Below are 24,245 nucleotides of genomic sequence, written 5' to 3' on the forward strand. Positions count from 1 at the left end.
AGGATCAGTCATGAGTGACCTTGGCTCGGTCGATGCGAAAGCAACGTTCCGGCGCGTGAAGCGGCACTTCTCGCCCGCTCTCTCGGTGGCCGGCAAGTTCAGCGGGCAGGGCGCGGTCGAGGCCTCGTCCGACGGCTGCCGGGTGACACTCTCGGACGGCCGGTCGGTCCTGGACTTCGGCTCGTACGCGGTCGCCCTGCTCGGGCACCGCAACCCGGCGGTCCTGGACGCGGTCCGCGCCCAGCTGGACTTGATGCCCGCGTCGACCAGGACGGTCCAGAGCGCGGTGGCCCCGCTGGCCGCCGAGAAGCTGACCGAGTACTTCTCAGGGGCCCTGAACCGGGTCTACTTCGGGTGCGGCGGCGCCGACGCCGTCGAGGTCTCGCTGAAGCTCGCCCGGATGGCCACCGGCCGCACCACGGTCGTCGCCGTCGAGGGCGCCTTCCACGGAAAGACCCTCGGCGCGCTGTCCCTGACGCACAACGAGCGGTTCCGCGCGGGCCTCGAACCCCTGCTGCACGGCGTCGTGCACATCGACCCGGACGACCCCCGGGCCCTGGCACGCGTCATCGCCGAACAGGACGTCGCCGCGCTCGTCTTCGAGCCCGTACAGGCCGAGAACGGTGTCCGGCTGCTGGACGAGGACGTCCTCGCGAGCTGGTGCCGCGACGCGCAGGAGCACGGGGCCTTCGTCATCTCCGACGAGATCCAGGTGGGCCTCAGGCGCTGCGGAGCCAAGTCGGTCGCGCTGGAGGCCGGGCTGCCGGTGGACGCCGTCCTGCTCGGCAAGCCGCTCGGCGGCGGCGTCGTACCGGTGTCGGCCGCCGTCGGCAACGACCGGCTCTTCGCACCCCTGCTCGCCGACCCGATGCTGCACACCGCCACCTTCAGCGGCCATCCGCTGGGCACCGGCGTGATCCCCACGGCCCTCGCCACCATCGAGGAGCACGCGGCCGACGGCGAGCGCATCGCCGCGGCGATGGCCGCCGGGCTGGCGGAGATCCGGGACGAGCACGGCGACGTGGTGGTCGAGACCCGCGGCCGCGGTCTGCTGTGGGGCATCGACTTCACCACGGCCGAGGTCTCCGGCAACGTACTGGCCGGCCTCGCCCAGAGCGGGCTGGTCGTGTCCCCCTGCATCAGCCGTCCGACGACGGTACGGCTCCTGCCGCCGATCGTCGCGACGGACGAGGACGTCAAAGAGGCCCTGTCGCTGCTCGGCGGAGCGATAGCCCAGGCGGCGGCCTCCTCCTAGGCCTGCCCTGGCCGCCGCACCGAACCGGAGACCAGGTCCCGGGGAAGGAACAAAGAGAGCTGATGACTTCGCTCACGCAATCAGGAGTCACCGACGAGTTCGCGCAGGACGTCGTGCTGGCCGACGACATCACCGGCTTCGCCGCGAAGGACCCGAGCACGATCTCCGAGGTGTTCCTCACCGGCGCGACCGGGTTCCTCGGGGCGTTCCTGCTGAAGGAACTGCTGGCACGCGGCCTGACCGTGCACTGCCTGGTGCGGGCCGCCGACGCCGAGGCCGGACTGGAGCGGCTGAAGGCCACTCTCGGCACCTACGAGGTGCTCGACGAGGTCGACCTCGGCCGCGTCCGGGTCGTCACCGGTGACGTGACGCGGCCCCGCCTCGGGGTGCCCGAGAAGGAGTACGCGGAACTGGCCGGGCGTATCGGCGCGATCTACCACTCCGCCGCCAAGGTCAACTTCCTGACCCTCTACAAGTGGCTGCGCAAGTCGACGATCGACGCCACCCACGAGATCCTCCGGCTGGCCTGCGCGGCCGAGGCCACGCTGCACCATGTGTCGACCATCGGGGTCTTCGAGCCCCGGGCCGCCCTGGGCCCGCGTACGGAGACCGACGTCACCGGCCCGCCCGAGACGCTCGCGCTCGGCTACACCAAGAGCAAGTGGGTGGCCGAGCAACTGGTGCGGGAGGCCGGCCGCAGGGGTGTGCCCCTGACCGTCCACCGTCCGGGCCAGGTGTGGGGCGACACCCGCAGCGGTGCGTGCCAGCCCAACGACTTCGTCTGGCGGTTCATCAAGGGGTCCGTGCAGGCGGGCGTCTATCCGCGGAAGTTCGGCCTCGACATGAACATGGTGCCGGTCGACTATGTGAGTTCCGCGATGGTCGCCGTCTCCCGCGACCCGCGGTCGCTCGGCCGGACATTCCACGAGGTGAGCACCGGCTCGCTGGATTCCGGCGCCATTCTCGAACTCGTCCGCGGCGTCGGGTACGAGCTGAAGGAGGTCAGCATCCTGCGGTGGATGAAGGCCGTTTCCGCCGACGTCAACAACTCCATGTTCCCGCTGATGCGCATGCTCGTGGACCTGGAGAAGTTCGAGGTCGCCGAATTCTCGGACGCGGCCACGCGCGAGTTCCTCAGCGGTTCCGGGGTCACCTGCCCGGACATCGACGAGAAGGTGTTCGCCTCCTACGTCTCGTACTTCGTCCGGCACGGTGTTCTGCCGGACCCGATGGCGTGACGGGCTGACAGCCCGCCGAAAAGGGCGGTGGCCCGCGAGGACTTCCTCGCGGGCCACCGCCCTTCCGCTGTGCCGGCCAGGGACAGCCGTCAGGACGCCGTGCGGTCGGCCAGCCGGAGCTTGCCGGGCTTGCGGGTGCGACGGCCCCCGTGGTCCGCGTCGGACGCCGCCGTACGCTCCGGCTCGTGCGCCCGGAGCAGTTGCATGGGCGACATACGAACACCGTCGGACTGCGCCGCCGCCTGCTCCAGACCCCGGCGCAGCGCGTTGCGGGCCGTGATCCCCAGCTTGTGGTAGATCCGGTGCAGATGGTTCTCCACCGTCCGCACCGACACCACCAGCCGGTGGGCGATGTCGCGGTTGGACATCCCGGTCGCGGCCAGCGCGGCCACCTCCCGCTCGCGAGGGGTGAGCGGGGCGATGTCGCTGTCCCGGCGGGTCTCGGTCACCATCCACGGCGGCAGGGTCCCGGCGCAGGCGCGGAGCAGGTCCTGGCTGGCCGCCGAGGCCTCCCGGCCCTTGCGGCGCTGACCCGCGGCCCGGTGGGCACGGGCGGCCTGGGCCGCCGCCTCCGCGGCGAGCGGCAGCGCGTCCATCTCCCGGAACTGCCGGGAGACCTTGGTGAGCGCGTTGCCGTCGGCATCGGCGAGGGCCTGGATGTGATCGGCCATCACCCGCATCACACCGCCGGTGCACCGCGCCGCGAGCTGCTGGGCGCGGGCCCGGAAGCGGTAGGAGGCGTTCTCCTTGATGCGGGCGGCCAGGTGCAGTGCCATGACCGCGGTGACCGCACGCCCGCCGGCCTCGGCGCGCTCGGCGAGTTCGAGGGCGCACGAGGCCGCGCCCGACCGGTCCCCGGTGTGTGCGAGCACCAGCGCCCGGTCGTAGGCGATCTCGTCGTCGGCGATCGGGTGCGAGACCGCCTCGCCCTGCATCGACCGCGCCTCGACCAGCGTGCGCAGCGCCTCGGCGTGCTGACCGGACTCGGCGAGCGCACCGGCCAGTTGGGCCAGCGGCCAGGCCCGGGTGGCCGGCCACTCGTGACCCGTCTCGACGGCGATGGCCTGCCGCAGCAGGGCCACCGCCCGCTCGGGTTCGCCGAGCAGCCGCAGCAGCCGGGACCGGGCGACGACGGTCTGCAGCAGGACGGGCCAGCGGTCCGCGGAGTCGTACCGGCGCGGCGCGTCCAGGGTGTCGGCCGCGTCCTTGAGGTTGCCGGCGAGCCACGAGCAGCGGGCCGCGAGGGCGTCCAGCAGGACCACGGCGTCGGTGTCCCAGTCGAACGAGACGTCCCGGTACCGGTTCAGCATCTCCAGGGCGCCTGCCGGATCGCCCAGTTCGGTCCGCGCGAAGGCGACCACGGGCACCAGTGTCTGGGTGACCGCCATGCCCGCGTCACCGGCACGCAGCACCGATTCCCCGATGTCGACGGCGTCCTGGAGCTGGTCGGACATGACGGCGATCATGGCGCGGCTGCCGTGCAGTATCCCGGCGTGCTCGGGGCCGACGGTCGCGACGGCGCCGTCCAGCACCGCGCCCGCGGCCTGGACGCGCTGTAAGCGCCAGGCCAGATTGATGACCCTGGTGTGCACGGCGGTGATGAACTCGGCCCGCGGGACCTCCACTCCGGATCCGAGCGCCGTGCGCAGCACCGCCTCGGCCTCCTGGTGGCAGCCCTTGCCGATGAGGACCCTGCCGAGCAGCAGAGCGGCACGGACGCAGTCCGTGGGGCTGTCCGAGCGCTGTGCCGCGTACGACACCACCCGGCACAGCACCGCTCCGTACTCCGCGGAGTCCGGGACCGGGCCGTAGGGCGCCGAGTCCTCGGTCGGGGTGTCGCGCAGGGCCAGCAGGCACAGCCGCTCCGCGAGCGCGAAGTTCCGCCGGCGGATCGCGGTGCGCGCTGCGGTCAGCAACTGCTCGCGCTCCGGGACGAGTCCGGCCTCGATCCGCAGCGAGACGATGCGCAGGACGTCCTCGGGCCGGCGTGCGCCCGTGCGTTCCACGGCGTCGGCGACCTGCCGGCGCAGTCGCTGAGCGGTGAGGCCGGACATCCGGGAGGCGACGACGACCCGGCTGAGCGGCACCGACAACCGCAGGTCTACGCGCGTACCGTTGCGTTCGACGGTCACGATGCCGCGCAGGTCCAGGGACTCGGCGGCGTGTGCGAGGCCCGACGCCGCGGCGATGTCGATCTCCAGCGGCTCGGCGACGGCGAGCATGTTGACCAGTTCGAGTTCGTCGTGGCTGAGGTCGCGCAGCCCGAGCCGTATCACCTCGGACAGCCGGCGGCCGGGGCGTTCGGTCAGGCCCTCCCACACCCAGGTGCCGTTGACGCAGCGCAGGGACTCGTCCTCGACCGCGTGGTCGATGAGTTCGCGCAGCATCAGCGCGTTGCCGTGGGTGGCTGCCCACAGCCGCTCCAGCGTGGTGGCGTCGGTGTGGCCGCCGAGGCGGGCCCGCAGGACATCACCCAGTGCCGCGCTGTCGAACGGCGCCACCTCGACGTGGTCGATCAGCCGGTCGACCCAGAGCTTGTCGATACCGGCCGGCGCCGGTGCGTCCTTGCGGCTGGTGGCGAGCACGCTGAGCCGCCCCGCGGCGACCAGGCGGTGCAGACGGTGACCCGATGCGGCGTCGACCAGATGCGCGTCGTCGATGCCGACGACCGGGCGGTCGGCCGCGGTGCCGTCCAGAGTCGACGGCTCCACCGACTCCAGACATTCGCCGAGCGAGGCGTAACCCTTTGCGCGTGCACCGCTGTTCCAGCTGGCCCCGCCCACCGAGAGAACCGTGCGGCCCTCGTCGGAAGCGCGCTCGAGCGCGGTGGCGAGCAGCAGGCTCTTGCCCACCCCGGGACCGCCGACGAGAAGCGCTCCACTGCCGTGCGCAAGGGAGTTTTCGACAGCGCGAAGCTCGGTTTCTCTTGCAGTTATCGGCCAGTGGAATACAACATCTGTTGACATCTGTTCTCAAGCCCCCGCAGGAAGAATGTCAGCACCCTTCGATGAATGTCCCGCGGCCCTCAGGTGTCCAGATGTGACAACTGATTGAACAGCCTGTAACCGGAAGGAAACGCGTCTGGCGGAAACGCGTCCACTACCGGTCCGGCTTGAATTCGACGCCGTTTTCGCGCCGTTCGAACCTGATGGGCCAACAGGACGGTTGTAAGTATAGACCGGCACGTCGGAAGCCGGGCTGGAATGAATCTGACGGAGCCGGAAACGTTCAAATTGCCTGATGGCCCTGGTATTCGGCTGCCGTTGGGGAGGCCGAGCGGCAACATGAACCGGCAATTCTGACTTCCGCCGGCGGTCACTGCCGGTCCGTTCCTGGAATGCCTTCCCTTCGCTTATGTCGGATCTGGTTCGGATATTGCCGTCCGATGTGCTCCGCGAGCCGTGTCCTGACAGCACTCGTCCCCGGTGCGGGGGCATCCGGGGACGAGTGGTTCGGGGGACGCGTGGCCGAAAAGTCCGTCGTCAGGACGGCTGTCGGGCCACCCGCCAGCGCTGGGCCCGGCTGCGCTGCGCCCAGAAGTCCGCGTACCGGCCGTCCGCCGCCACGAGTTCGGCGTGGGTGCCGCGCTCCACGATCCGGCCCTCGTCCAGCAGCAGGATCTGGCCTGCGGCGGCCACGGTCTGCAAACGGTGCGCGATGACCAGGAGGGTCCGGCCCGCGGTGAGGTGGCCGAGCGCCTCCTGCACCGCCTGCTCGTTCTCCGGGTCGAGCGACGCGGTCGCCTCGTCCAGCAGCACGATCGGCGCGTCCTTCAGGATCGCGCGGGCGATGGAGACCCGCTGGCGCTCACCGCCGGAGAGCAGCGCGCCGCCCTCGCCGACCTTGGTGTCCCAGCCGTCGGGGAGCCGCTGCACGATCTCCTCCACCCGGGCCTGCCGGGCGACTTCACGGACCTCTTCGTCCGTCGCGTCGGGCCGGCCCACCCGGATGTTCTCCATGATCGTGCCCTCGAAGAGGTACACGTCCTGGAAGACCACGGAGATCTTCGACATCAGGACCTCGGGCTCGATGTCCCGGACGTCCACGCCGCCCACCCGCACCACACCGGAGTCCACGTCCCAGAACCGGGGGATCAGCTTGCTGACGGTCGTCTTGCCGGATCCGGAGGGACCGACCAGCGCCGTCATCGTGCCTTCCGGCAGGGTCAGCGAGACCCCCGACAGGACGCGGGTGCCGTCGTAGCTGAAGTCCACGTTCTCGAACTCGACGTCGTTGCCCGCCGGCAGCCGCGGGTCGTCCGGCTGCGGAAGGCAGGGCTCCGCGAGCAGGTCGGCGACGCGGTCCAGGGCGGACCGGGCGGTGCGCAGGGTGGAGCCGAGGACCGCCGTCTCCGCGATGGGTTCGGTGAACCGGGCCGCGAGGACGAGGATCGCCAGCAGCTTGGCCACGTCCAGCCCGCCGTCGAGCACCAGATAGGTGCCGGTCACCAGGATGACGGTGAACGCGGCCTGGATCACCAGGGCGAAGCTGATCAGACCGGGGACGCCGGTGACGAGCACCCGGCGGGACGCCTCGTACTGCGTGTGCAGCGCGGCGTCCAGCCCGCGGGTGCCGGAGCTCGCGCCGTCCCGGCCGAACACCCGCAGCACGGGCTGGAGCTGGGCGAACTCGACCACCCGGCCGCCGGTCACCGCGTGCGCGGCGGTGCGGGCCTCGTCCGCCTTGCGGTTCAGCCCGGCGCTCCACCGGTAGACGCCGACGATCAGCGGAACCGTGAGGGTCGCCGCGAGGGCGAGCCGCCAGTCGAAGACGTACATGACGAGGACGACGGTCGCCGGGGTGACGAAGCTCGTCACCAGCGGTCGCAGCAGGTGCGCCGGTACGCCCATGACGTCCATGACGCTCTTGGTGGCGAGCTGGCCCAGCTGGCCCACCCGCTCGGGCGCGAACCAGCCCAGCGGCAGCGAGGCCACCTGGTCGCCGATCCGGTTGTGCAGCGTCCGCGAGAGCGTGGCGCCGGCCTGGAAGCCGGTGCGCAGCGAGTCGTAGTAGGCGACGCAGTAGAGGAGACAGACCCCGAGCAGGGTCCACAGCCACGGCCAGACGGAGTCGGGGTCGGAGCCGAGGAGCGCTTCGAGGACGGGCACGAGCAGGGCGAAGGCGATGCCCTGGAGGACGGCGCAGACCACCAGGGCGGTGATCATCCGGCGTACGGGACGGTTGTGCTCGGGTCCCACGACGTCGAGCAGTTGGCGGATCATCGGCTGGTACCTCCCGCCGGGACGGCGCTGACAGTGGTGGCCGGGGCCGGCCGGTGCGGCTGCCAGGCGGCGTTGCGTTCATGGGCGTGCCACATACGGGCGTACCGGCCTTCGCGGGCGACGAGTTCGGGGTGCGTGCCCCGTTCGACGATCTTCCCGTCCTCCAGCACGGCGATCTGGTCCGCGTCGACCACCGTGGAGAGCCGGTGGGCGATCAGCAGCACGATCTTGCCCCGCGTCAGCTCGGACAATGCGTCCTGGACGTCGGCCTCGGACTGCGGGTCGGCGTAGGCCGCCGCCTCGTCGAGGACGATCACGGGGGTGTCGGCCAGCAGGGCGCGGGCGATCGAGACGCGCTGGGCCTGACCGCCGGAGAAGCGGGCGTCCTCGCCGACCACCGAGTCGTAGCCTCGGGGCAGGGCCTGGATCACGTCGTGGACACAGGCGGCACGGGCCGCGTCCGCCACCTCGGCGGCGGTGGCATCGGGCCTGGCCATACGGATGTTGTCGGCGACGGTGCCCTGGGTGAGCCGGACGTCCTGGAAGACGAACGCCACCCGGCGGTACAGGTCGTCCAGCGCCAGCTCCCGGATGTCGACCCCGCCGATGCTCAGAGAGCCGCCGGTCACGTCGCCGAACCGGGGGAGCAGGGTGGCCAGGGTGCTCTTGCCGGACCCCGAGGGGCCGACGAGCGCGGTGACCGTGCCCGGAGCGAGCTCCAGATCGACGCCGGCCACGGCTTCCTTCTTGCCGTCGTAGCTGAACCGCACGTTCTGGTAGCTGACGTGGTTGCCGGAGGGGGTGCGCGGGCTCTCGGCCACCGGCAGCTCCTCGGCGTTCATCACCTCGCTGACGCGCTCGGCCGCGGCCTTGGCGAAGCGCAGTTCGTAGCTCGCGTAGAACAGGGCGAGCACGGGTGCGGTGAGGCCGATGCCGAGCAGCGCGAACGGCAGCAGGTCGACGCCGGCGAGCCGGCCGTCGGTCACGAAGATCGCGCCGCCGGTGATGACCGCCACCAGTACGGCGATGGGGGACAGCACGATCTCGGCGGCGGCCTTGGAGTTGAGCGTGGAGCGGACCCAGGAGAGGAAGAACGCGGCGAAGTCGTCGGCCGCGTCACGGAACTTCTGGTGCGCCCGGCGGCTCTGGCCGAAGGTCTTGACGACGGAGATGCCCTGGACGAACTCGACAGCGCTGCCGTTGATGGCGCCCATCGCCCGGTCGTAGTCGGGCAGATGCTTGGCCATCCCCGCCATCGTGATGCTGTAGAGGCCGAGACCGATGACGAGCGGCGCGATCGTCACGAGCGTCATCTGCCAGTCGACCCAGAAGAGATACGCCAGCGACGCGGCCGGGACGACGGTCGCCGAGGTCATCTCCAGCATGGAGTGGGCGATCATGTGGTGCATCGCGTCCACGTCGTCCTGCACTGCTTTCTTCACCGTGCCGGAGTTGCGCTCGGAGAACCAGCCCAGCGGGACGCGGGCGAGCCGGGCCACCAGTCCGCGGCGGATGTGCAACTGGAGCTCGTTGTCCGCGAAGTGGGTGAGCGCGCCCGCCGCCAGCATGAAGATCAGCCGGACCAGCAGGGCGCCGGCGCCGATCGCGGTGATGGTCCACGCCTGGTCGGAGCGGTCGGGTTCGTTGTCCAACAGCACCCGTCCGAGCTCGGCGATGGCGATGAAGGGGACGACGCCGGCGATCGCCGAGACGGCCTGGGCGGCCACTGCCAGCCGCAGCCTTCCCTTGATCGGGCGCAGGATCCCGCCGAGTGCGGCCTTTTCCGCGGCCATCCGGTCCTCCGTGACCTCAGTTAGACGGTGTCTAATAGATGGATCGACTGTACCCGACGCCCGAGTCGGTGCGTCAAGTGCAGAGTTGGTGGTGGTGCCGGGTGAAGTGCCGCCGCCGACTGCGGCACTTCACCCGGTCGAGGGGGTGAACGTGTCAGCCCGCTACGGGGACACGCTCCTTGGAGGCGTCGTCGAGGGCCGCGTCGCCCTCCTTGATGCCATAGCGGGCGTACAGCTTCTGGAGCGGGCCGGGAGCCCACCAACTGGCGCGGCCCATCAGCTTCATGACGGCCGGCACCAGCAGGATCCGGACCACCGCCACGTCGAGCAGGATGGCGATCACCATGCCCACACCGAACAGGGTCATGGTCAGCACACCACTGGTCGCCATCGCCGCGAGCGGGACGCACATCAGCAGCGCGGCGCTGGCGATCAGCTTGCCGATGCTCTGCAGGCCCGTCGCCACCGCGGCGGTCGGGTCGCCGAGCGTGTCGTACTGCTCCCGGATCCGGGACACGAGGAACACCTCGTAGTCCATGGACAGTCCGAAGATCAGCGCGAACAGCATGATCGGCATATTGGGTTCGATGTTGCCTGTCGGGTCGAAGCCGATCAGGTCGGCCAGGTGCCCGTCCTGGAAGATCCAGACGAGGATGCCGAACGTGGCCGACAGGGACAGCAGGTTCATCGCGATCGCCTTCAGCGGCAGCAGCACCGAACCGAAGGCCAGGAACAGCAGGATGTAGGTCGCGACCGCGATGTAGAGCAGCATCCACGGCAGCGTGTCCGCGAGTGCGTCCAGCGTGTCGTCGAAGACCGCGGTCTCACCGCCGAAGTACGCGGTGGCGCCGTCCGGCACCGGTACCTCGCGCAGATCGTTCACCAGGTCGCGGGCCTCGGGCGAGACGGCCACCCCGTCGAAGGTGACGGAGACACGGGCCGAGGTGCCCTCGGCGCCGCTGATCTGGGCGCCCTTGGCGCCGGGCACCTTGGCGAGCTTGTCGGCGTACGCCTGGAGGGCCGCGCCCTGCTCCGGCGACTGTGCGGGGCCGGAGAGCTTCAGCAGCGAGTCGATGGACTTGATGCCGTCGCCCTCGAAGTCCTTCTCCATGATGTTGTGGACCTGCCGGCCCTCGGCCGTGTTCGGCAGCTGGCGGGCGTCGTTGGCGCCGAACTCGATCCGCAGGAACGGAATCGCCAGGGCGAGCAGGACGCCCAGGGTGACGACCGCGACGGCGACCGGACGGCGCATCAGGCCGTGGGCCAGCCGGAACCAGGCGCCCTCGTCCGAGGCCTTGGGGGCCGCGGTCCGCTTCTTGCGGCGCAGGGAGAGGGAGTTGACCTTCGGGCCCATGACGGCCAGCGCGGCGGGCAGGGCGATGATCGAGAAGAAGACGGACAGGACGACCGCGGCCACACCGCCGTACGCCATGGACTTGAGGAAGGCGAACGGGAAGAAGGTCATGCCGAACAGGGCGACCGCGACCGTGATGCCGGAGACCACGACGGTCCGTCCGGCGGTGGCGACCGTCCGCGCGAGGGCGTCGGCGCCGGTGCGGCCGGCCTGCAGCTCCTCGCGGTAGCGGCTCACGATCAGCAGGCCGTAGTCGATGGCGACCGCCAGGCCCAGGATCGTCACGAGACTCATCGCGAACACCGAGACGTCGGTGAACTGGGCGATGACCCTCAGGACCGCCATGGAGCCGATGATCGAGAGTCCGCCGACGAGCAGCGGCAGGCTCGCCGCGGCCAGTCCGCCGAAGACGACCACCAGCAGCAGGAAGAGGATGGGGAACGAGAAGCCCTCGGCGGCGCCGAGATCCTTGCCGATCTCCTCGCCGGCCTGGTGGCCGGTGGGGACGGGGCCGCCGCGCAGGGTCTCGAACCCGGCGACGTCCAGCTTGTCCTTGATCTTCTTGTAGGACTCTTCCTTGGTGTTGTCATCGCTGCCGTGCAGGTTCATCGCGACGTACGTCGCGTGCCGGTCCCGGCTCACCTGCGAGGGCATCTTGGTCATCCAGAAGTGCGCGGACCCGGTGACCACCGACTTCGGCAGCGACGAGATCTTGCCGACGACGGCCTTCTGGAACGCCGGGTCGTCGACCGTCCTGTCATCGCTGCGGTAGACGACGACCGCATCGGGTGCGCGCTGCGGGAACGCCTTCTCGGCAAGGAGGGCCGCCTTGCGGCTCTCCGACTTCGGGTCCTCGAATCCGCCGGGTTTCATGTCGCCGAAGACGCCGACGCCGTACACCCCGGAGAGCACGGCGAACACCAGTGTGAGGATCAGCAGGGGCTTGCGCCCCCGGTGGATGAACCGCCCCAACCCCTCGAACATCCCAACTCCCTAGATCGTTCCGCACGTTCCGCTTGCCATGCTTCGAAGCTACGGCAACAGTAACAGCGTTATCAATGGCTGTCCCGGCGAAGCGGGGTGCATCGGGGTGGGGGTGAGTCGGTGCTCACATGCTTTGACCTGGGGTAATGTCACACTTAGACAGTGTGCAAGATTTTTGGGCGATGTCAGCGCCATGTCAGTGAGCGAGCTCTTGGGCTGCTGTCCACCGGCTCGTATAACGGTGTTGCGATACATTTGGCGCATGGCCCGGCTCAAGACTCATGACGAAGCACTCCGTCTCAAGCTCATCAACCGCGCTGCCGCCACGGTCTTCGACCGGGGCACCGCGGCCCTGAGCCTGCGGCGGCTCGCCGCCGATGTGAAGACGTCGACCACAGCGGTGTATTCGCTGTTCGGAAACAAGGCCGGGCTGCTCGACAGCCTGTACCGGGAGGCGGCCAGACTGTTCGTCGCGCGCCTGGCCACGGTCGACTCGTCCGACGACCCCGCGGCCGACGTCATCCGGCTCGGCAAGGCCTATCGCGAGTACGCACTGGCGAACCCTCACCTGTACGCGATCATGTTCGCCGACCGCACGGTCGACTACGAACCGACGCCGGAGCGCAGGAACGAGGTCGGCGAGACCATCCAGCCGCTCGTCGACGCGGTGGTGAGAGGACAGGCGGCCGGCCAGTTCAAGGACGGCTCGCCCGATGTGATCGCCCTGTCCTGCTGGGGCGCGGCCCATGGACTGGTGTCCCTGGAGCTTTCCGGGAACGAGCCACCGGGGCTCGACATCGGCGACGCCTACGAAGCCACCCTGCGCGCCGTCGTCAGCGGCTGGCGCCGCGGCTGAGACGGCACGGGGCCGTCCCGCCGCGGCGCGCTGCCCGCCCGGCGTCACCCACCCGCCGGGCCGGCGCATCAGTCCGTGAGGCCGACGTCCTCCGCCAGGAGCACGCCGACCCCCGCGCGCACCCCCGTCCACTGGCCCGGCGCGGCACCGGCCCGCAGCTCGTCGACCTGCTGGGCCCCCGGGCTCAGCACCAGCCGCCCGATCGTCAGGACGCCCGCCGACGTACGGTCCCAGCGGCGGTCCGTCTCGCGCACGATCGTCTCGATCGCCGCCGGGGCGAGGGTGGGCTCCGGCGGGAAGGGCACGGTCCACAGATCGGCCGGCAGGACCGGATCGAGAGCCAGCAGCCCCTCGTCGCCGGGCTCCGGCCGGGCCTCGCGGAACACCACACCGGCCCAGCTCAGCCTGCCCGCCCCGGTCGCCTGCCCGAGCGACGACCGCTCGGTGCGCACCGGGGGATGCCCGGCCGGCTCGGGACCGTAGACGAGGGTGACGCTCGCGATGACGGCCCCGGCGGGGTCGCGGACCGTGACGTCCACGCACCATTCGCCGTCCCGGTGAGCGCCGCGGGCCTCGCGGTGCAGGGTGAGGGAACCGCCGGTGAACCGCAGCCCCTCCAGCCGTACACGCAGCCCGCGCAACTCCCGCAGGTGCAGCAGCGGCCAGCCCTCCGGGACCACCCAGTCGCCGGCCGCGACCGCGTGCTCCACGACCACACCGACCGGGACGGCCGGGGCGCCGTCGACCCGGACCTCCGACAGACACGGATGCCGATCGGCGTCCCAGGTCCGGGTGGTGCGCAGGGACCGGAAGATCTCGTACTCCTCCACCTCGCCGAGGTGATGGTCCAGCGCGTGCAGCCGCGGCAGATCCGGGTGACCGGTCAGCATGCCGAAGCCGCGCAGCTGACCCGGCGCCAGTACGGCCCCGATCCGGCCCAGGAACACGGCCTCGTCGGTGTGGCCGGAGGCGAGTTCCGCCACCCAGCGGCGGGCGCCCTCGCCGGGGTCGAGCGTGGAGACGTAGCGGACGGCGGCGGAGTAGTTCGCGATGACCCCGAGCCGTTCCCAGGTCGGCCAGCACAGCGTCTGCACCGGCAGTCCGAGGTTGTCGCGCGCCCAGAAGCCGAGCCGGGCGAGCGCCTCGTTTCCCGCGGCGTAGTCGATCTGGCCGACCATGCCGCCCATCCGGCCCGCGAGCGAGCCGACATTGCTCAACAGGCGCAGCCGGGCGCGCCGTTCGGGACGCGCGAGGATCGCCGCCACCAGGTTCGCGAAGCCGGTGACCTTCACGTCGACCGTCCGCACCACGGACTCGGCCGACTTGCGGTCGAAGCGGGCGGGGTCGTCGATGCCGGCGTTGTGGACCACGAACTGCGGACCGTCGCCGAGTGCGGCGAAGGCCCGCTCGACCTGCTCCGCGTCCGTGCAGTCGCAGCGCAGATAGTCGACGCGCAGCCCGTCGGCCGCCGCCTGCGCGAGGTTGCGGTGCACCGTACGGTTCTCGTCCGCGCGGCGGATGTCGCCCCGGGCGGCGGCGAGGTCCTGCGGGGTGCGCGCGCCGGACATCCGACGGCGGCGCCAGACGGTGAACTCCTCGTCGTCGAGATCGTTCACCTCACTCGTCTCCGGGCGCTCTCCGCGGCCCGTGACGACGACACGGCAGCCGAAGGACTCGGCGAACGCGCGGGCCGCCGCGAACCCGACACCGCGCGCACCACCGGTGATCAGCACGGTGTCACCGGGGCCCGGCGGAGTCCCGCCGGGCGGGCACGCGGGGGCGGGACGGCCCGCGAGCACATGACGCACCCCGTCGCGGTACCCGACCTCGAACTGATCGGGCCGTACGTACTCCCGCTCGACCGCGTCCGCGATCGCGCCGGCGTCCGCGCGGTCCAGATCGACCACGACGATGCCGGCGGCGGGCAGTTCACGCGGCAGGCACTTCGCGAGACCGGCCCAGATGCCGCCCAGCGGCTGCGGCACCTCGCCGTCGCCGTGGCCCGAGAGCCCGCCGAGCCGGGTCAGGGCGAGATAGACATGGCGCCCGAAGCGCGGCTCGTCGGCCCAGCGCCGATAGGCGGCGCGGATCGCCTCGGTGGTGCGGGTGAGCGCCGACTGCCAGCCGGTGTCACCCAGTTCGTAGGTCTCGCCCATCACATTGAGATCGACGATGCCGTCCCAGCCGTCCGCGCACAGCGGCGTGCCGGGATCGGACCGCACGACCAGCGCGCCGCGCCCGCCGAGTTCGGCGGCCACGGCGGACACCAGTGCGGCCGACTCGCCGACGAGCAGCAGCCGGCGGCCGGCCAGCGGACGGTCCGGCGCGGGGCCGGTGTGCGGAACGGGGACCGGCTCCCAGATGAACCGGTCGACCGGACGCACGAAGGCGTCCGGGTCGAACGAGGAGAGGTGCGGCCGGACCGCCGGCCACTGATCCATGGCCGGGGCGGCGGTGGTTGTCCGGGCCATGGCGGGCGCGGACCCGGTGCTCGTCCGGGCCGTCGCCGGCCCTGCGCTGGTGGTCGTCATCGGTGGCGCTCCTCGGCCTTCACCTGGATGCCGCCCTTGGGGAACAGCGTGATGAACGCACCCTCGCGGGCCGCGTCACGGGCGAGCGAGAGCCGGAACCTGCCGGACACCGCGGCCACCGTCTGCTGGAGCAGCGCAAGACCCATCCGCTTGCCGATGCACTGACGCCGTCCGCCGCCGAAGGGCAGATACGCCGAACGGTCCTGGGTCGGCGACGCACCGGGCCGGAACCGCTCCGGGTCGAAGCGCTCCGGGTCCTCCCACTGCTCGGGGTTGTAGTGCGCCCCGTACACGGACACGAGCAGGGGCGTCCCCGCGGGGATGTGATGGCCGGCGAGGACGTCGTCCCCGATCGCCTCACGGGTGAACTGCCAGACCGGGGGATGCATCCGCAGTCCCTCGTCGACGACCATGCCCGCGTAGGTGAGCTCGGACAGGTCCCGCGCGGTGGGCATACGGCCGCGCAGCAGCCGGTCCGTCTCCTCCTCCAGCCGCTCCCGTACACCCGCGTCCCGCGCCACCTCGTAGAGCGTCCAGGACAGCGAGAGAGCCGTTGTCTCGACGCCCGCCAGGAACAGCGTGACGAGGTCGGCCCAGAGCGCGTCCTCGGGAAGGTCCGACTCCCGGATGAGCGTGGCGACTTCGCCGCCGACGCCGAGATCGACGTTCTGCGCGGCCTCGGCGACGACCCTTTCCAGGGTGCGCCGGGCGCGTGCCACACGGCGGCGGTAGGGGGTCGGGACGAACGACGGGATCGCCTTGTCCAGCGAGCCGACGTTCTTGAAGATCGCCTCCAGCGCGACCGAGACGGCCTGTGCGAACTCCCCGCCGTCCTGGGACAGGTCCTTGCCCACCAGCGCCAGACCCATCACCCGGCAGGTCAGCTTCATGGACTCGGCGAAGAGGTCGAACGGCCGCCCCGCACGGGCGTGTTCGGCCCAGCGGTCGAGCAGGTCGGCGACGGCCTCGTCGCTCTGCGCGCCACGGGCGGCGATCGCGTTCGGGGTGAAGGCGGGGTTGACGACCTTGCGATGGCCGCGCCAGTCGCCGTCGTCGAGGGTGAGCAGCCCCTGGCCCATGAACAGCTCGAACGCCTCGTAGTACGCGCCGCGCGCATAGTTGTCGGCGTTGCCCTGGAGCACCCGCCGGATGGCGTCCGGCGCGGAGAGCTGCACGGTCGGATTGTGCGGCAGGATCGGCAGCTTCACCACGGTGCCGTGGTTCTGCTGGGCGCGCAGCGAGTACCCCGGAGGGTCGGACGCGTACGCCACGGTGGAGATGACGGGCGAGGACAGCGGGAAGCTCGTCGGTCCCTCGACCGGCTTCGCGCGGGCGCCGGTCACGGGGCAGACGCCCTCGGGTGCCGGCGGTGCGGCGGTCGTCCGCTCGTGTGCCTCGGTCACGATGTTGCCTCCTCGGCAGGGCGCCGGCGTTCGCGGTACTCGCCGGTCGACTGGTTCACATGGCCGAGTACGACACCGGTCATGTCCTTGATCTGCAGGACGACGTCTCCGGCCGCGGTGACCGCCACGGCCCGGTTGTCCTCCTCGCTCTCCAGGTCGAGACGCGAGGGCAGTGAGTAGAGCTCGACCCGGGTGCCGGCCGCGGCGAGCGTGGCATCGGTGTGGCCGCCGTAGAGATCGATGCGGCGGATGGTGCGGGGGACGGCCAACGGGGTCCAGTCGCCGTCGCTGCGGTCGAGCACGGAGACCCGCGCCAGGCCGTCCAGCAGCACGGAGGGCACGACGAGTCCGGAGAACCAGCGCTCGATGCCGGGCCGGTCGGGCGTGTAGCGGGCGCGCCTGCCGTGCGGATGGGTGCGGGTGTCGCCGGTGGAGACGAACACACCGCTCAGCAGGACGGCCGGGTTGGGCAGGTGGTACGGGTCGGCCATGGGCTCGGCGCCCTGGTCGTCCCAGTGGTCCCAGCGCGGCGCCGCGACCGGTTCGTCCCGCAGCCGTACGCGCGCCGAGAAGTGACGGCGGTCCTTGACCAGCAGCCGCCCGTTCGGGGCCAGCACGTCGCCCGTCACCTCGATGTCGACGATGCTTTCGGTGGGGCCGTGGGTGACGAGACGTGCGGTGATGCGCTTGGTCTCGTCGCGGCCCGGCCGGTAGACGCGCAGGAACGAGTCGAGCCGGATGTCCTCCAGGACGGCCGGGACGCGGCCGGGCACCAGGTGCATCGCGGCCTGTGCGGCGAGTTCGGGGACGAAGGTGCCGGGCAGGGTGGGATAGCCGTTGACCACGTGGTCGTGGAGATAGGCGTCCCGCTCCTGGTTGAAGGTGCGGACCACGGTGAGCCGGTCGGGGCCGCGGTCGACGATGTCGTCGACGAAGAAGTCCGGCAGGGCGGGAGCCGTGGCGGCCGCGGGCACGGCGGGTGCCGGCCCGGTCCGGCAGAACTCCAGATAGCCGGGCACGGCCGCCTCGATGGCGGCCCGCTCGGGTTCGCCGAACAGCACGGTGACCGGGCTCTGGTGCGCCTGGTCGAGTTCGTGCAGGAAGTGGTCGATCCCCTCCGGCGTGGGCATGGCGGTGAACTGCGCGCTCTTCGCGAGGAAGGTGCGCATGATCGGGGTCGACCCGAGGCCCACGTCCCGCCACAGCGTCCAGCCGATGGTGAACTCGCTCAGCCCGCGGGAGGCACTGTGCAGGGCGGCGGTGTTGAAGTAGTCGTTCGCCGCTCCGTAGTCGGTCTCCCCGGTCTGGCCGGTGAAGCCGACGAAGGAGCCGAAGTTGCACCAGCGGCGCGGCTGCCGGTCGCCGAAGGCGGCCTTGAGGTTGGCGTAGCTGCGGACCTTCAGATCGCGGACGGTACGGAAGTCGTCCAGGCTCTTCTGGTCCACCGACGCGGCACGGTTGGTGCCGGCGATGTCGAGCAGCAGATCGACGCCGTCCGCCTCGGACGCCGTGATCCGCCCGACGACCGCGTTCACGGCGTCGGGGTCACGGAGATCGCAGACGTGGTACGTGACCCTGTCCGAACCGCAGATGTCCTCCAGGGTGCGCAGATTGGCCTGCACCTCGACGGCGGCGGACAGCCGGTCGAAGGCGGCGTTCGCCTCCTTCACGGTGAGCCGGTCCTGCCCCGTGCTGCGCGCTCGGATGAAGTCCTTGCGGGTCAGCCGGGCGTCCTCCGCCGTCACCCCGTCGAGCCGGGTGGAGCCGATGACATGGAGCCGGGGCCGGTCGCGGCGCGCCAGCGCGGTGAGCAGCTCGGCGCCGATACCGCGGCCGCCGCCGGCCGCGACGACGGTGTACCCGGTCGGCGCTGCGGAAGCCCGGACGGCTCCCGGCTCGGGCACGGCCTGCCACAGGAGCCGGGTGCCGCCCGCGAACGAGACGACGGGCAGCATCTGTTCGGCCAGGGTCTCGGCTGCGGCGTCCGTCTCGGCCGCCGTCAGCTCGGTGGCGTCGTGGACCACGGCCACCACCGAGGACGCGGGCCATTCGAGCGCCAGGCTCTTGACGAACCCGGTGAACAGACCGGTGCAGGGATGCGGCACCCGGGACGCGTCGATACCGCCGAGGACGACGACGGCGAACGACTCGGGCCGTTCGGGCAGTTCGGCGCAGGCCTTGGCCGTACGGAACATCGCGTCGTGCAGCCGGAGCAGCCGCTCGGACGGCCCGGCGAGCGGATCCTCCTGCGACAGGTCGACCAGGACGCGCACATGCCGGGGCCGCGCGTGCAGGACGGCGGCCTCGATGCTCTCGTCCTGAAGAGGTGTCAGCACAGTGCAGCCGGGGTGCAGTTCGCGTGCGCCCAGAGTGGTGTGACGGCCGGTCAGCACGACGGTGGCGGGCGGGAAGAGTGGTGGGACGGGTCCGCCGCCGGGTGCGGGACGCGCCGCGGGCGCGAGCCGCAGGACATGCCGGTCGAGGAGATGGGGTGCGGCCGGGGGTGCCTGCTCGGTGGATGCCGGTTCGGGCGGTGCGGCCGGCGCGGGTCCGGAGGCAGGGCGCGGCGTCCGGTCGGTGGTCGGGCGTGGTGCCGGGTCGGCGGTCGTACGGGGTGTCGGCGCGGCGGTCGGGCGCGGGGCCGGTTCGGCGGTCGGGCGTGGTGCCGGGTCGGCGGTCTTGCGTGATGCGGGCTCGGCGGTCGTACGAGGTGTCTGCGCGGTGGTCGGGCGTGGTGCCGGTTCGGCCGTCGTGCGCGGCGCGTCCGGGTGGCGCAGGCGCAGCCGGTGGGCCGGGCCGCCCTCCTGGACGGCGCGTTCGATCACCGCGGTCCCGCCCGACGGTGTCCGGACGGGCCCGGACGCCGTGAGGAACGCGATCAGTTCGCGGGCGCCCTCGGCGCCCAGCAGGGTGGTGGAACCCTGGCGCGGGGCGGTCACGCTGCCACGCTCCTTTCGATGACGGCCAGCACGGGCAGGCCGGCCTCCTCGGCGAGGGACCTGCGGGTCACGACGAAGAGGAAGGCGCCCTCGGCGGCCCGGCGGCCCGCGGTGTCGTTCCACCCGGGCAGCGCCGTGCCGTTGACGCCCGCCACGAGCGCGACGTCGATCTCCTGGAAGTCCAGGTACGAGCCGGCCACGTCGAACGCCTCCAGGAGCGATGCCTCGCCCGCGTCGACCGTGATGTTGAGTCCCCGCAGGTCGAAGTAGTTCGACAGCCGGGCCGCGATGACATTGGGCATCTCGCCGGGGAACGAGTCCTCGGTCGGTGCGGCGATCAGACCGGTGGCCCGTTCCTCCAGGCGCTGGAGGAACTTGGCCGTGGTGGCCGGCTCGCCCGCCCCGGCCACCGCGTGGCCGATCTCGTCGAGATAGGCGCGGGTCTTGTAGAGCAGGGCGTTGCGGGTGGCGCCGGTGTGGCCGACCACCACCCCGGTTGTCCGGTGATGGCGGAGGCACAGCTCGCGCACCCGCTCGTCGAGCCGCTGCATGCAGCGGACCATCATCAGCTGGGTGCGGTCGGTGGTCCGCGCGGTGGGCGGCGGCATCCGCAGTTCCTGGAACGGCGGTACGGGGTACGCCGGCCCGAACGACGGCTCGAAGTCCTCGCCGGACCCGCCGTTCGCCGCCCAGGCCGCGACCTCGTCGGCCTCGGGGCTGCCCGGCATCTGGGACGACCAGCCGACCACGACCAGGTCCTCGCCGAGCGGCGCGGGAAGCGCCGCCGGGTGCCCGGAGCGGGTGCTCCGGTGGTCCTCGGAGATGATCATGTGGGCGTTGGTGCCGCCGAAGCCGAAGCCCGACACCGCGGCACGGCGGGGGCGGCCGGCGTCGGCGGGCCAGGGCACCGGCTGCTCCGGCACCGTGAGGCCGTCCCCCTGCCCGGCGAGCGCGTCCGGCAGCCGCTCGAAGCGGTACTGGGCGGGGATCGTGTCGTGGCGCAGCGCCAGCAGGGTGTGGATCACCGACACGACACCGGCGGCCCAACCGCAGTGCCCGACCAGGGACTTGTTGGAGGTCACCAGCGTGGTGCGGCTGCCCGAGTAGCGCTGGGCGAGGCTGGTGAACTCCGCCTCGTCGCCCGCCGGGGTGCCGGTGGCGTGCGCCACGATCCAGTCCACGTCGTCCGGCCCGAGGCCGCTGCGGCCGAACGCCCGCTCCACGGCGAGCTCCTGGCCGGCGGGGGCCGGTGCGTAGATGGCCTTACCGCGGCCGTCCGCCGACAGACCGATCGCCGAGACGATGCCCAGGACCTGGTCGCCGTCGGCGCGGGCGCGCGAGAGCCGCTTGAGCACGACGAGCCCGGCGCCGTCCGAGAACAGCGCACCGTCCGCGCCGGCGTCCAGCGCGCGCACGGCGCCGCCCGCGGAGAGCCCGTTGAGCTTGGCGAACAGGATCGAGCCGCTCGGAGCCAGCGCGAAGGAACCGCCGCACACGGCGATGTCGCTCTGCCCGGAGAGCAGATCGCGCACGCCGAGGTCCATCGCGTAGAGCGAGGACGAGCAGGCGGTGTCCACCATGTGCAGCCGGGTGCCGGACGGGAGGATGCCGTCCATGGCGTCCTGGCCGACGCGGTGGGGGAGATACGCGGCGGAGGGGTCTTCGCCGCGGCTGAACCGCCGCCGCAGAGCGTCCCCGACGGGGCCTTCGAGGGCGTCGTCGCCGTCCTCGGCGAGGGTGTCCAGCGCGGAACGCAGAACGAAGGCCTCTTCCAGGTGCTGGCTGCCGTCGGGGGTGTAGCCGACACAGAAGGAGAACCGGTCCGCCGATGTGCGGCGTACGCCGTCGAGGGCCTGGTGGAGGCTGTGCCGCAGCCAGAGCGCGGTGTGGTCGAGCCCGGCGTCGGCGAGGCCCTCCGCCCGGAGCTTCTCGTGCGGCTGGAATCCGGTGATGAAGCCCGAGCGCCGCTGGTAGGTCTTGTCGGGCGCGCGGCGGTCGTCGTGGTGGAACCGTGCGATGTCCCACCGGTCGGCGGGGGCGTCGACGAAGAGCTCCGCGCCGTCGATCAGGAGCCGCCAGAACTCCTCCGGAGAGGAGGCTCCGGGGACGGCCATGCCCATGCCGACGACCGCGATGGGATCGTCGGCGGGGTCGGTGGGGCGGGCGAGGTCGGCGGCGTCGGGCACGTCGGCTGCGTCGGACGGTCCGGGGGAGTCGGCCGGTGCGGCCGTGTCCGGGAGGAGCACATCACCGCAGACGGCGGTTTCCCCGGCGGGCAGGAACTCCTCGTCGTCGAGTTCGGGCACGGTGGTGGGGCGGGTCGCCGTGCGGAGGGCAGGAGTGGTGTCCGCTGTCGTGCGGCTCGGGCCCCGGCCGGCGGGAGCCTCCGCCGGAGGCAGCGATGCTTCCCCGGCCGTCGCCGTGTCCGAACTTCCGTGGGCCGCAGACACCTTCGCGCGGTCCGCAGGCGGCGACACCGTCTCCGTCTCCGAGGTGGAAGCCTCCTCCGCCGGCTCCCGCGTCGGGGACATCGCGGAACGCAGCAGCGTCAGCCCGCCGTCCGCCAGGACCGTCTGGCCGGTCACCCAGCCCGAGCGTTCCGAGCTGAGGAACAGCACGACCTCCGCGAGATCCTCCGGGCGGCCGAGGCGCGCCAGGGGCGTCGCCGCGACCGTGTTCGCCCGGACGTCCGTGAAGGCCGGGAACATCTGGCCCACCGGGTTGTCGATGAGGCCGCACGAGGCGGCGTTCACCCGGATCCGGTCCTCGGCGAGTTCCGCGGCGAGGTAGCGGGTCAGGGCCTCCAGTGCGGCCTTGGACACGCCCACCGGCAGGTAGTTGGCGGGTGTGGTCGTCGCTCCCAGCGAGGAGACGTTGACGATCGCCCCACCCCGCCCGCCGGACGCGGCGAGCAGCGGGCGCGCGTAACGGGCGCACCACAGAGGGCCCTTGACGTTGGTGGTGTACGTGCGGTCGAGCAGTTCCTCGGTGATCTCGTCGAAGGGGACGAAGGATCCGGCGGCCGCGTTGTTGACCAGGATGTCGAGCCGGCCGTGTTCGTCGCCGATCTCCGCGAACATCCGCTCGACCTGCGCGGGGCGGGCCACGGATGCCCGCACCACGCGTACGTCGAGACCGCGGCCGACGAGGGCACGGGCCTGTTCCTTGGCGGAGTCGTACGAGTGGAAGCAGTTCAGCAGGACGGTCGCGCCGCGCTCGGCGAGCCGTTCCACGACGACCCGGCCGACGCTTCCCGCGCCGCCGGTGACCAGGGCTATGCGTCCGGCGAACTCGCCGCCGGTCATGAGGTGTCGGTCATTCACCGGACCGCCGCGCTTCCCGCGAAGGCGCCGTCCGCGGCACCGGCGGCCACGAAGTCGACCACCTTGCCGAACGTGTCGTAGTCGGCGACCCGCAGCCCGGCGGGCGGCACGCCCAGTCCGAAGCGGTCACCGAGCCTGCTGAGCAGTTCCGTCTGCTTGACCGAGTCGACACCGAGGTCCGCCTCCAGCAGCACGTCGTCCGTGAAGACCTCCTCGGGGTACTCCATGGCCTCGGCGTACAACGCCCGTACCTGAGCTGCCAGGTCGGCGCGGTCGATGGTGACCGGAGCGCCGGGCGTGTTCGGGGCGGCCTCCGGCTCGGCGGTGACGGCGGCCGGCGGGGCCGTCGGCCGGGCTCCGCTCAGGGCCGGGCGCAGCGAACCGGCCGCCCGGGTGAGCCCCTCGTCGTCGTCACGGCCGGCCAGCGGCGCCACCACGTGCGCGCCCGGCAGGGACTGCTCCACCAGGGCCGTCAGCACACGGCCCGCACCCGTCTCGACGAACACCCGGGCTCCGGCCGCGTGCAGGGCCGAGATCGACGTGCCGAACTCGACCGGTGTCACCAGGTGCAGGGCCAGCAGCTCGGCCAGATCGTCCCCGTCGCGGTAGAACCGGCCCAGAATCGGCGAGTACACCGGGACCTCGAGCGGACGGCTGGTGAAGGAGGCGATCCGTTCCGTGAGCCGGCGGCGCGCCTGGCCCAGCAGCGGGTTGTGGAACGGGTGCGGCGAGCGCAGCTGCGTCGCCGTGATGCCGATCCGGCCGGCGATCGCCGCGGCCGTGTCGATCAGGTCGGCGGGACCGGAGAGGACGGACTGGTTCGCGCTGTTGTCGACCGCGAGGACGAGATCCGGGTGGCCGATCAGCGCCACCACCTGCTCGGCGCGTCCTCGTCCGCAGCCGAGGGCGAGCATCTTCCCGTCGCTGCGGTCGTGTTCGCGGACGACCGAGATCCGCTCGCAGAGCACCGCGGCCGCGTCCGCCAGGTCCCAGGCGCCCGCGCAGGTCAGTGCGGCGATCTCGCCGAGGCTGTGGCCGACGTGGACCGACGCGCGGGCACCACGCTCGGCGAGGAGCCGGTGGGTGGCGACGGAGGCGGTGAAGACGGCCAGCTGGAGGATGTCCGGGGCGGTCTCCAGCAGCGTGGCGGGGCTCGGCGGAGAGGGCTGGAAGACCGTCGGCGACACCGCGCGGCCGAGCCGGTCCTTGGCGACGGCGTCGACCTCTTCGAAGGTGGAGCGTACGGCGTCGTCGCCACGCTCCCAGAGTCCCTTGAGGGTGCCTGGGCGGTACGCGCCCTGCCCGGGGAAGAGGGCGACAGTCATGTCCAGTTCTCGGTTCATCGGT

General features: G+C 71.8%; 12 protein-coding genes. 3 read left to right on the top strand and 9 right to left on the bottom strand.

Annotation, left to right across the window (positions count from 1 at the left end; all coding sequences use genetic code 11):
• Nucleotides 1–10: 10 nt before the first annotated feature.
• Nucleotides 11–1,255: an aspartate aminotransferase family protein gene (locus RPQ07_RS25800; protein WP_313946567.1), complete on the top strand. Its 1,245-nt coding sequence runs from the start codon at nt 11–13 to the stop codon at nt 1,253–1,255.
• 62 nt (nt 1,256–1,317) lie between these two features.
• Complete coding sequence (locus RPQ07_RS25805; RefSeq protein WP_313946568.1) at nt 1,318–2,493, top strand: thioester reductase domain-containing protein; 1,176 nt, start codon at nt 1,318–1,320, stop codon at nt 2,491–2,493.
• 89 nt (nt 2,494–2,582) lie between these two features.
• On the opposite strand, the gene RPQ07_RS25810 is transcribed toward RPQ07_RS25805, so the two are convergent.
• From RPQ07_RS25810 to RPQ07_RS25825, 4 genes are all read right to left on the bottom strand, one after another.
• Nucleotides 2,583–5,345 carry a LuxR C-terminal-related transcriptional regulator gene (locus tag RPQ07_RS25810; RefSeq protein ID WP_313946569.1) on the bottom strand — a complete coding sequence of 921 codons (2,763 nt, stop codon included), beginning with the start codon at nt 5,343–5,345 and terminating at the stop codon, nt 2,583–2,585.
• Nucleotides 5,346–5,975: 630 nt separating this feature from the next.
• Nucleotides 5,976–7,715, bottom strand: coding sequence for an ABC transporter ATP-binding protein (locus RPQ07_RS25815; RefSeq protein ID WP_313946570.1), 1,740 nt, complete (start codon nt 7,713–7,715; stop codon nt 5,976–5,978).
• Nucleotides 7,712–9,508 carry an ABC transporter ATP-binding protein gene (locus tag RPQ07_RS25820; RefSeq protein WP_313946571.1) on the bottom strand — a complete coding sequence of 599 codons (1,797 nt, stop codon included), beginning with the start codon at nt 9,506–9,508 and terminating at the stop codon, nt 7,712–7,714. Before RPQ07_RS25820 ends, RPQ07_RS25815 begins: the two co-directional genes overlap by 4 nt.
• A gap of 154 nt (nt 9,509–9,662) precedes the next feature.
• Complete coding sequence (locus RPQ07_RS25825; protein ID WP_313946572.1) at nt 9,663–11,846, bottom strand: MMPL family transporter; 2,184 nt, start codon at nt 11,844–11,846, stop codon at nt 9,663–9,665.
• A 262-nt stretch (nt 11,847–12,108) separates the two neighbouring features.
• On the opposite strand from RPQ07_RS25825, the gene RPQ07_RS25830 reads away from it, so the two are divergent.
• Nucleotides 12,109–12,702 carry a TetR/AcrR family transcriptional regulator gene (locus RPQ07_RS25830; RefSeq protein WP_313946573.1) on the top strand — a complete coding sequence of 198 codons (594 nt, stop codon included), beginning with the start codon at nt 12,109–12,111 and terminating at the stop codon, nt 12,700–12,702.
• Nucleotides 12,703–12,770: 68 nt separating this feature from the next.
• On the opposite strand, the gene RPQ07_RS25835 is transcribed toward RPQ07_RS25830, so the two are convergent.
• The 5 genes from RPQ07_RS25835 to RPQ07_RS25855 are packed head-to-tail and all read right to left on the bottom strand — an operon-like array spanning nt 12,771 to nt 24,241.
• On the bottom strand, nt 12,771–15,233 hold the full coding sequence (locus RPQ07_RS25835; RefSeq protein WP_313946574.1) for an SDR family NAD(P)-dependent oxidoreductase: 2,463 nt from the start codon (nt 15,231–15,233) through the stop codon (nt 12,771–12,773).
• Nucleotides 15,230–16,636 carry a cytochrome P450 gene (locus RPQ07_RS25840; RefSeq protein ID WP_313946575.1) on the bottom strand — a complete coding sequence of 469 codons (1,407 nt, stop codon included), beginning with the start codon at nt 16,634–16,636 and terminating at the stop codon, nt 15,230–15,232. Before RPQ07_RS25840 ends, RPQ07_RS25835 begins: the two co-directional genes overlap by 4 nt.
• On the bottom strand, nt 16,633–19,575 hold the full coding sequence (locus RPQ07_RS25845; protein WP_313946576.1) for a KR domain-containing protein: 2,943 nt from the start codon (nt 19,573–19,575) through the stop codon (nt 16,633–16,635). Before RPQ07_RS25845 ends, RPQ07_RS25840 begins: the two co-directional genes overlap by 4 nt.
• Nucleotides 19,572–22,880 carry an SDR family oxidoreductase gene (locus RPQ07_RS25850; protein ID WP_313946577.1) on the bottom strand — a complete coding sequence of 1,103 codons (3,309 nt, stop codon included), beginning with the start codon at nt 22,878–22,880 and terminating at the stop codon, nt 19,572–19,574. Before RPQ07_RS25850 ends, RPQ07_RS25845 begins: the two co-directional genes overlap by 4 nt.
• A gap of 14 nt (nt 22,881–22,894) precedes the next feature.
• On the bottom strand, nt 22,895–24,241 hold the full coding sequence (locus RPQ07_RS25855; protein ID WP_313946578.1) for an acyltransferase domain-containing protein: 1,347 nt from the start codon (nt 24,239–24,241) through the stop codon (nt 22,895–22,897).
• Nucleotides 24,242–24,245 lie beyond the last annotated feature (4 nt).

The sequence above is a fragment of the Streptomyces sp. AM8-1-1 genome (genome assembly GCF_032229325.1).
Lineage (GTDB): Bacteria > Actinomycetota > Actinomycetes > Streptomycetales > Streptomycetaceae > Streptomyces > Streptomyces achmelvichensis.

Excerpts from the sequence above, each read along its gene's own strand:
- RPQ07_RS25800 (WP_313946567.1), top strand. The coding sequence starts at position 11 with ATGAGTGACCTTGGCTCGGTCGATGCGAAAGCAACGTTCCGGCGCGTG.
- RPQ07_RS25820 (WP_313946571.1), bottom strand. The coding sequence starts at position 9,508 with ATGGCCGCGGAAAAGGCCGCACTCGGCGGGATCCTGCGCCCGATCAAG.
- RPQ07_RS25830 (WP_313946573.1), top strand. The coding sequence starts at position 12,109 with ATGGCCCGGCTCAAGACTCATGACGAAGCACTCCGTCTCAAGCTCATC.
- RPQ07_RS25815 (WP_313946570.1), bottom strand. The coding sequence starts at position 7,715 with ATGATCCGCCAACTGCTCGACGTCGTGGGACCCGAGCACAACCGTCCC.
- RPQ07_RS25805 (WP_313946568.1), top strand. The coding sequence starts at position 1,318 with ATGACTTCGCTCACGCAATCAGGAGTCACCGACGAGTTCGCGCAGGAC.
- RPQ07_RS25835 (WP_313946574.1), bottom strand. The coding sequence starts at position 15,233 with ATGACGACCACCAGCGCAGGGCCGGCGACGGCCCGGACGAGCACCGGG.
- RPQ07_RS25850 (WP_313946577.1), bottom strand. The coding sequence starts at position 22,880 with ATGACCGGCGGCGAGTTCGCCGGACGCATAGCCCTGGTCACCGGCGGC.
- RPQ07_RS25825 (WP_313946572.1), bottom strand. The coding sequence starts at position 11,846 with ATGTTCGAGGGGTTGGGGCGGTTCATCCACCGGGGGCGCAAGCCCCTG.
- RPQ07_RS25855 (WP_313946578.1), bottom strand. The coding sequence starts at position 24,241 with ATGAACCGAGAACTGGACATGACTGTCGCCCTCTTCCCCGGGCAGGGC.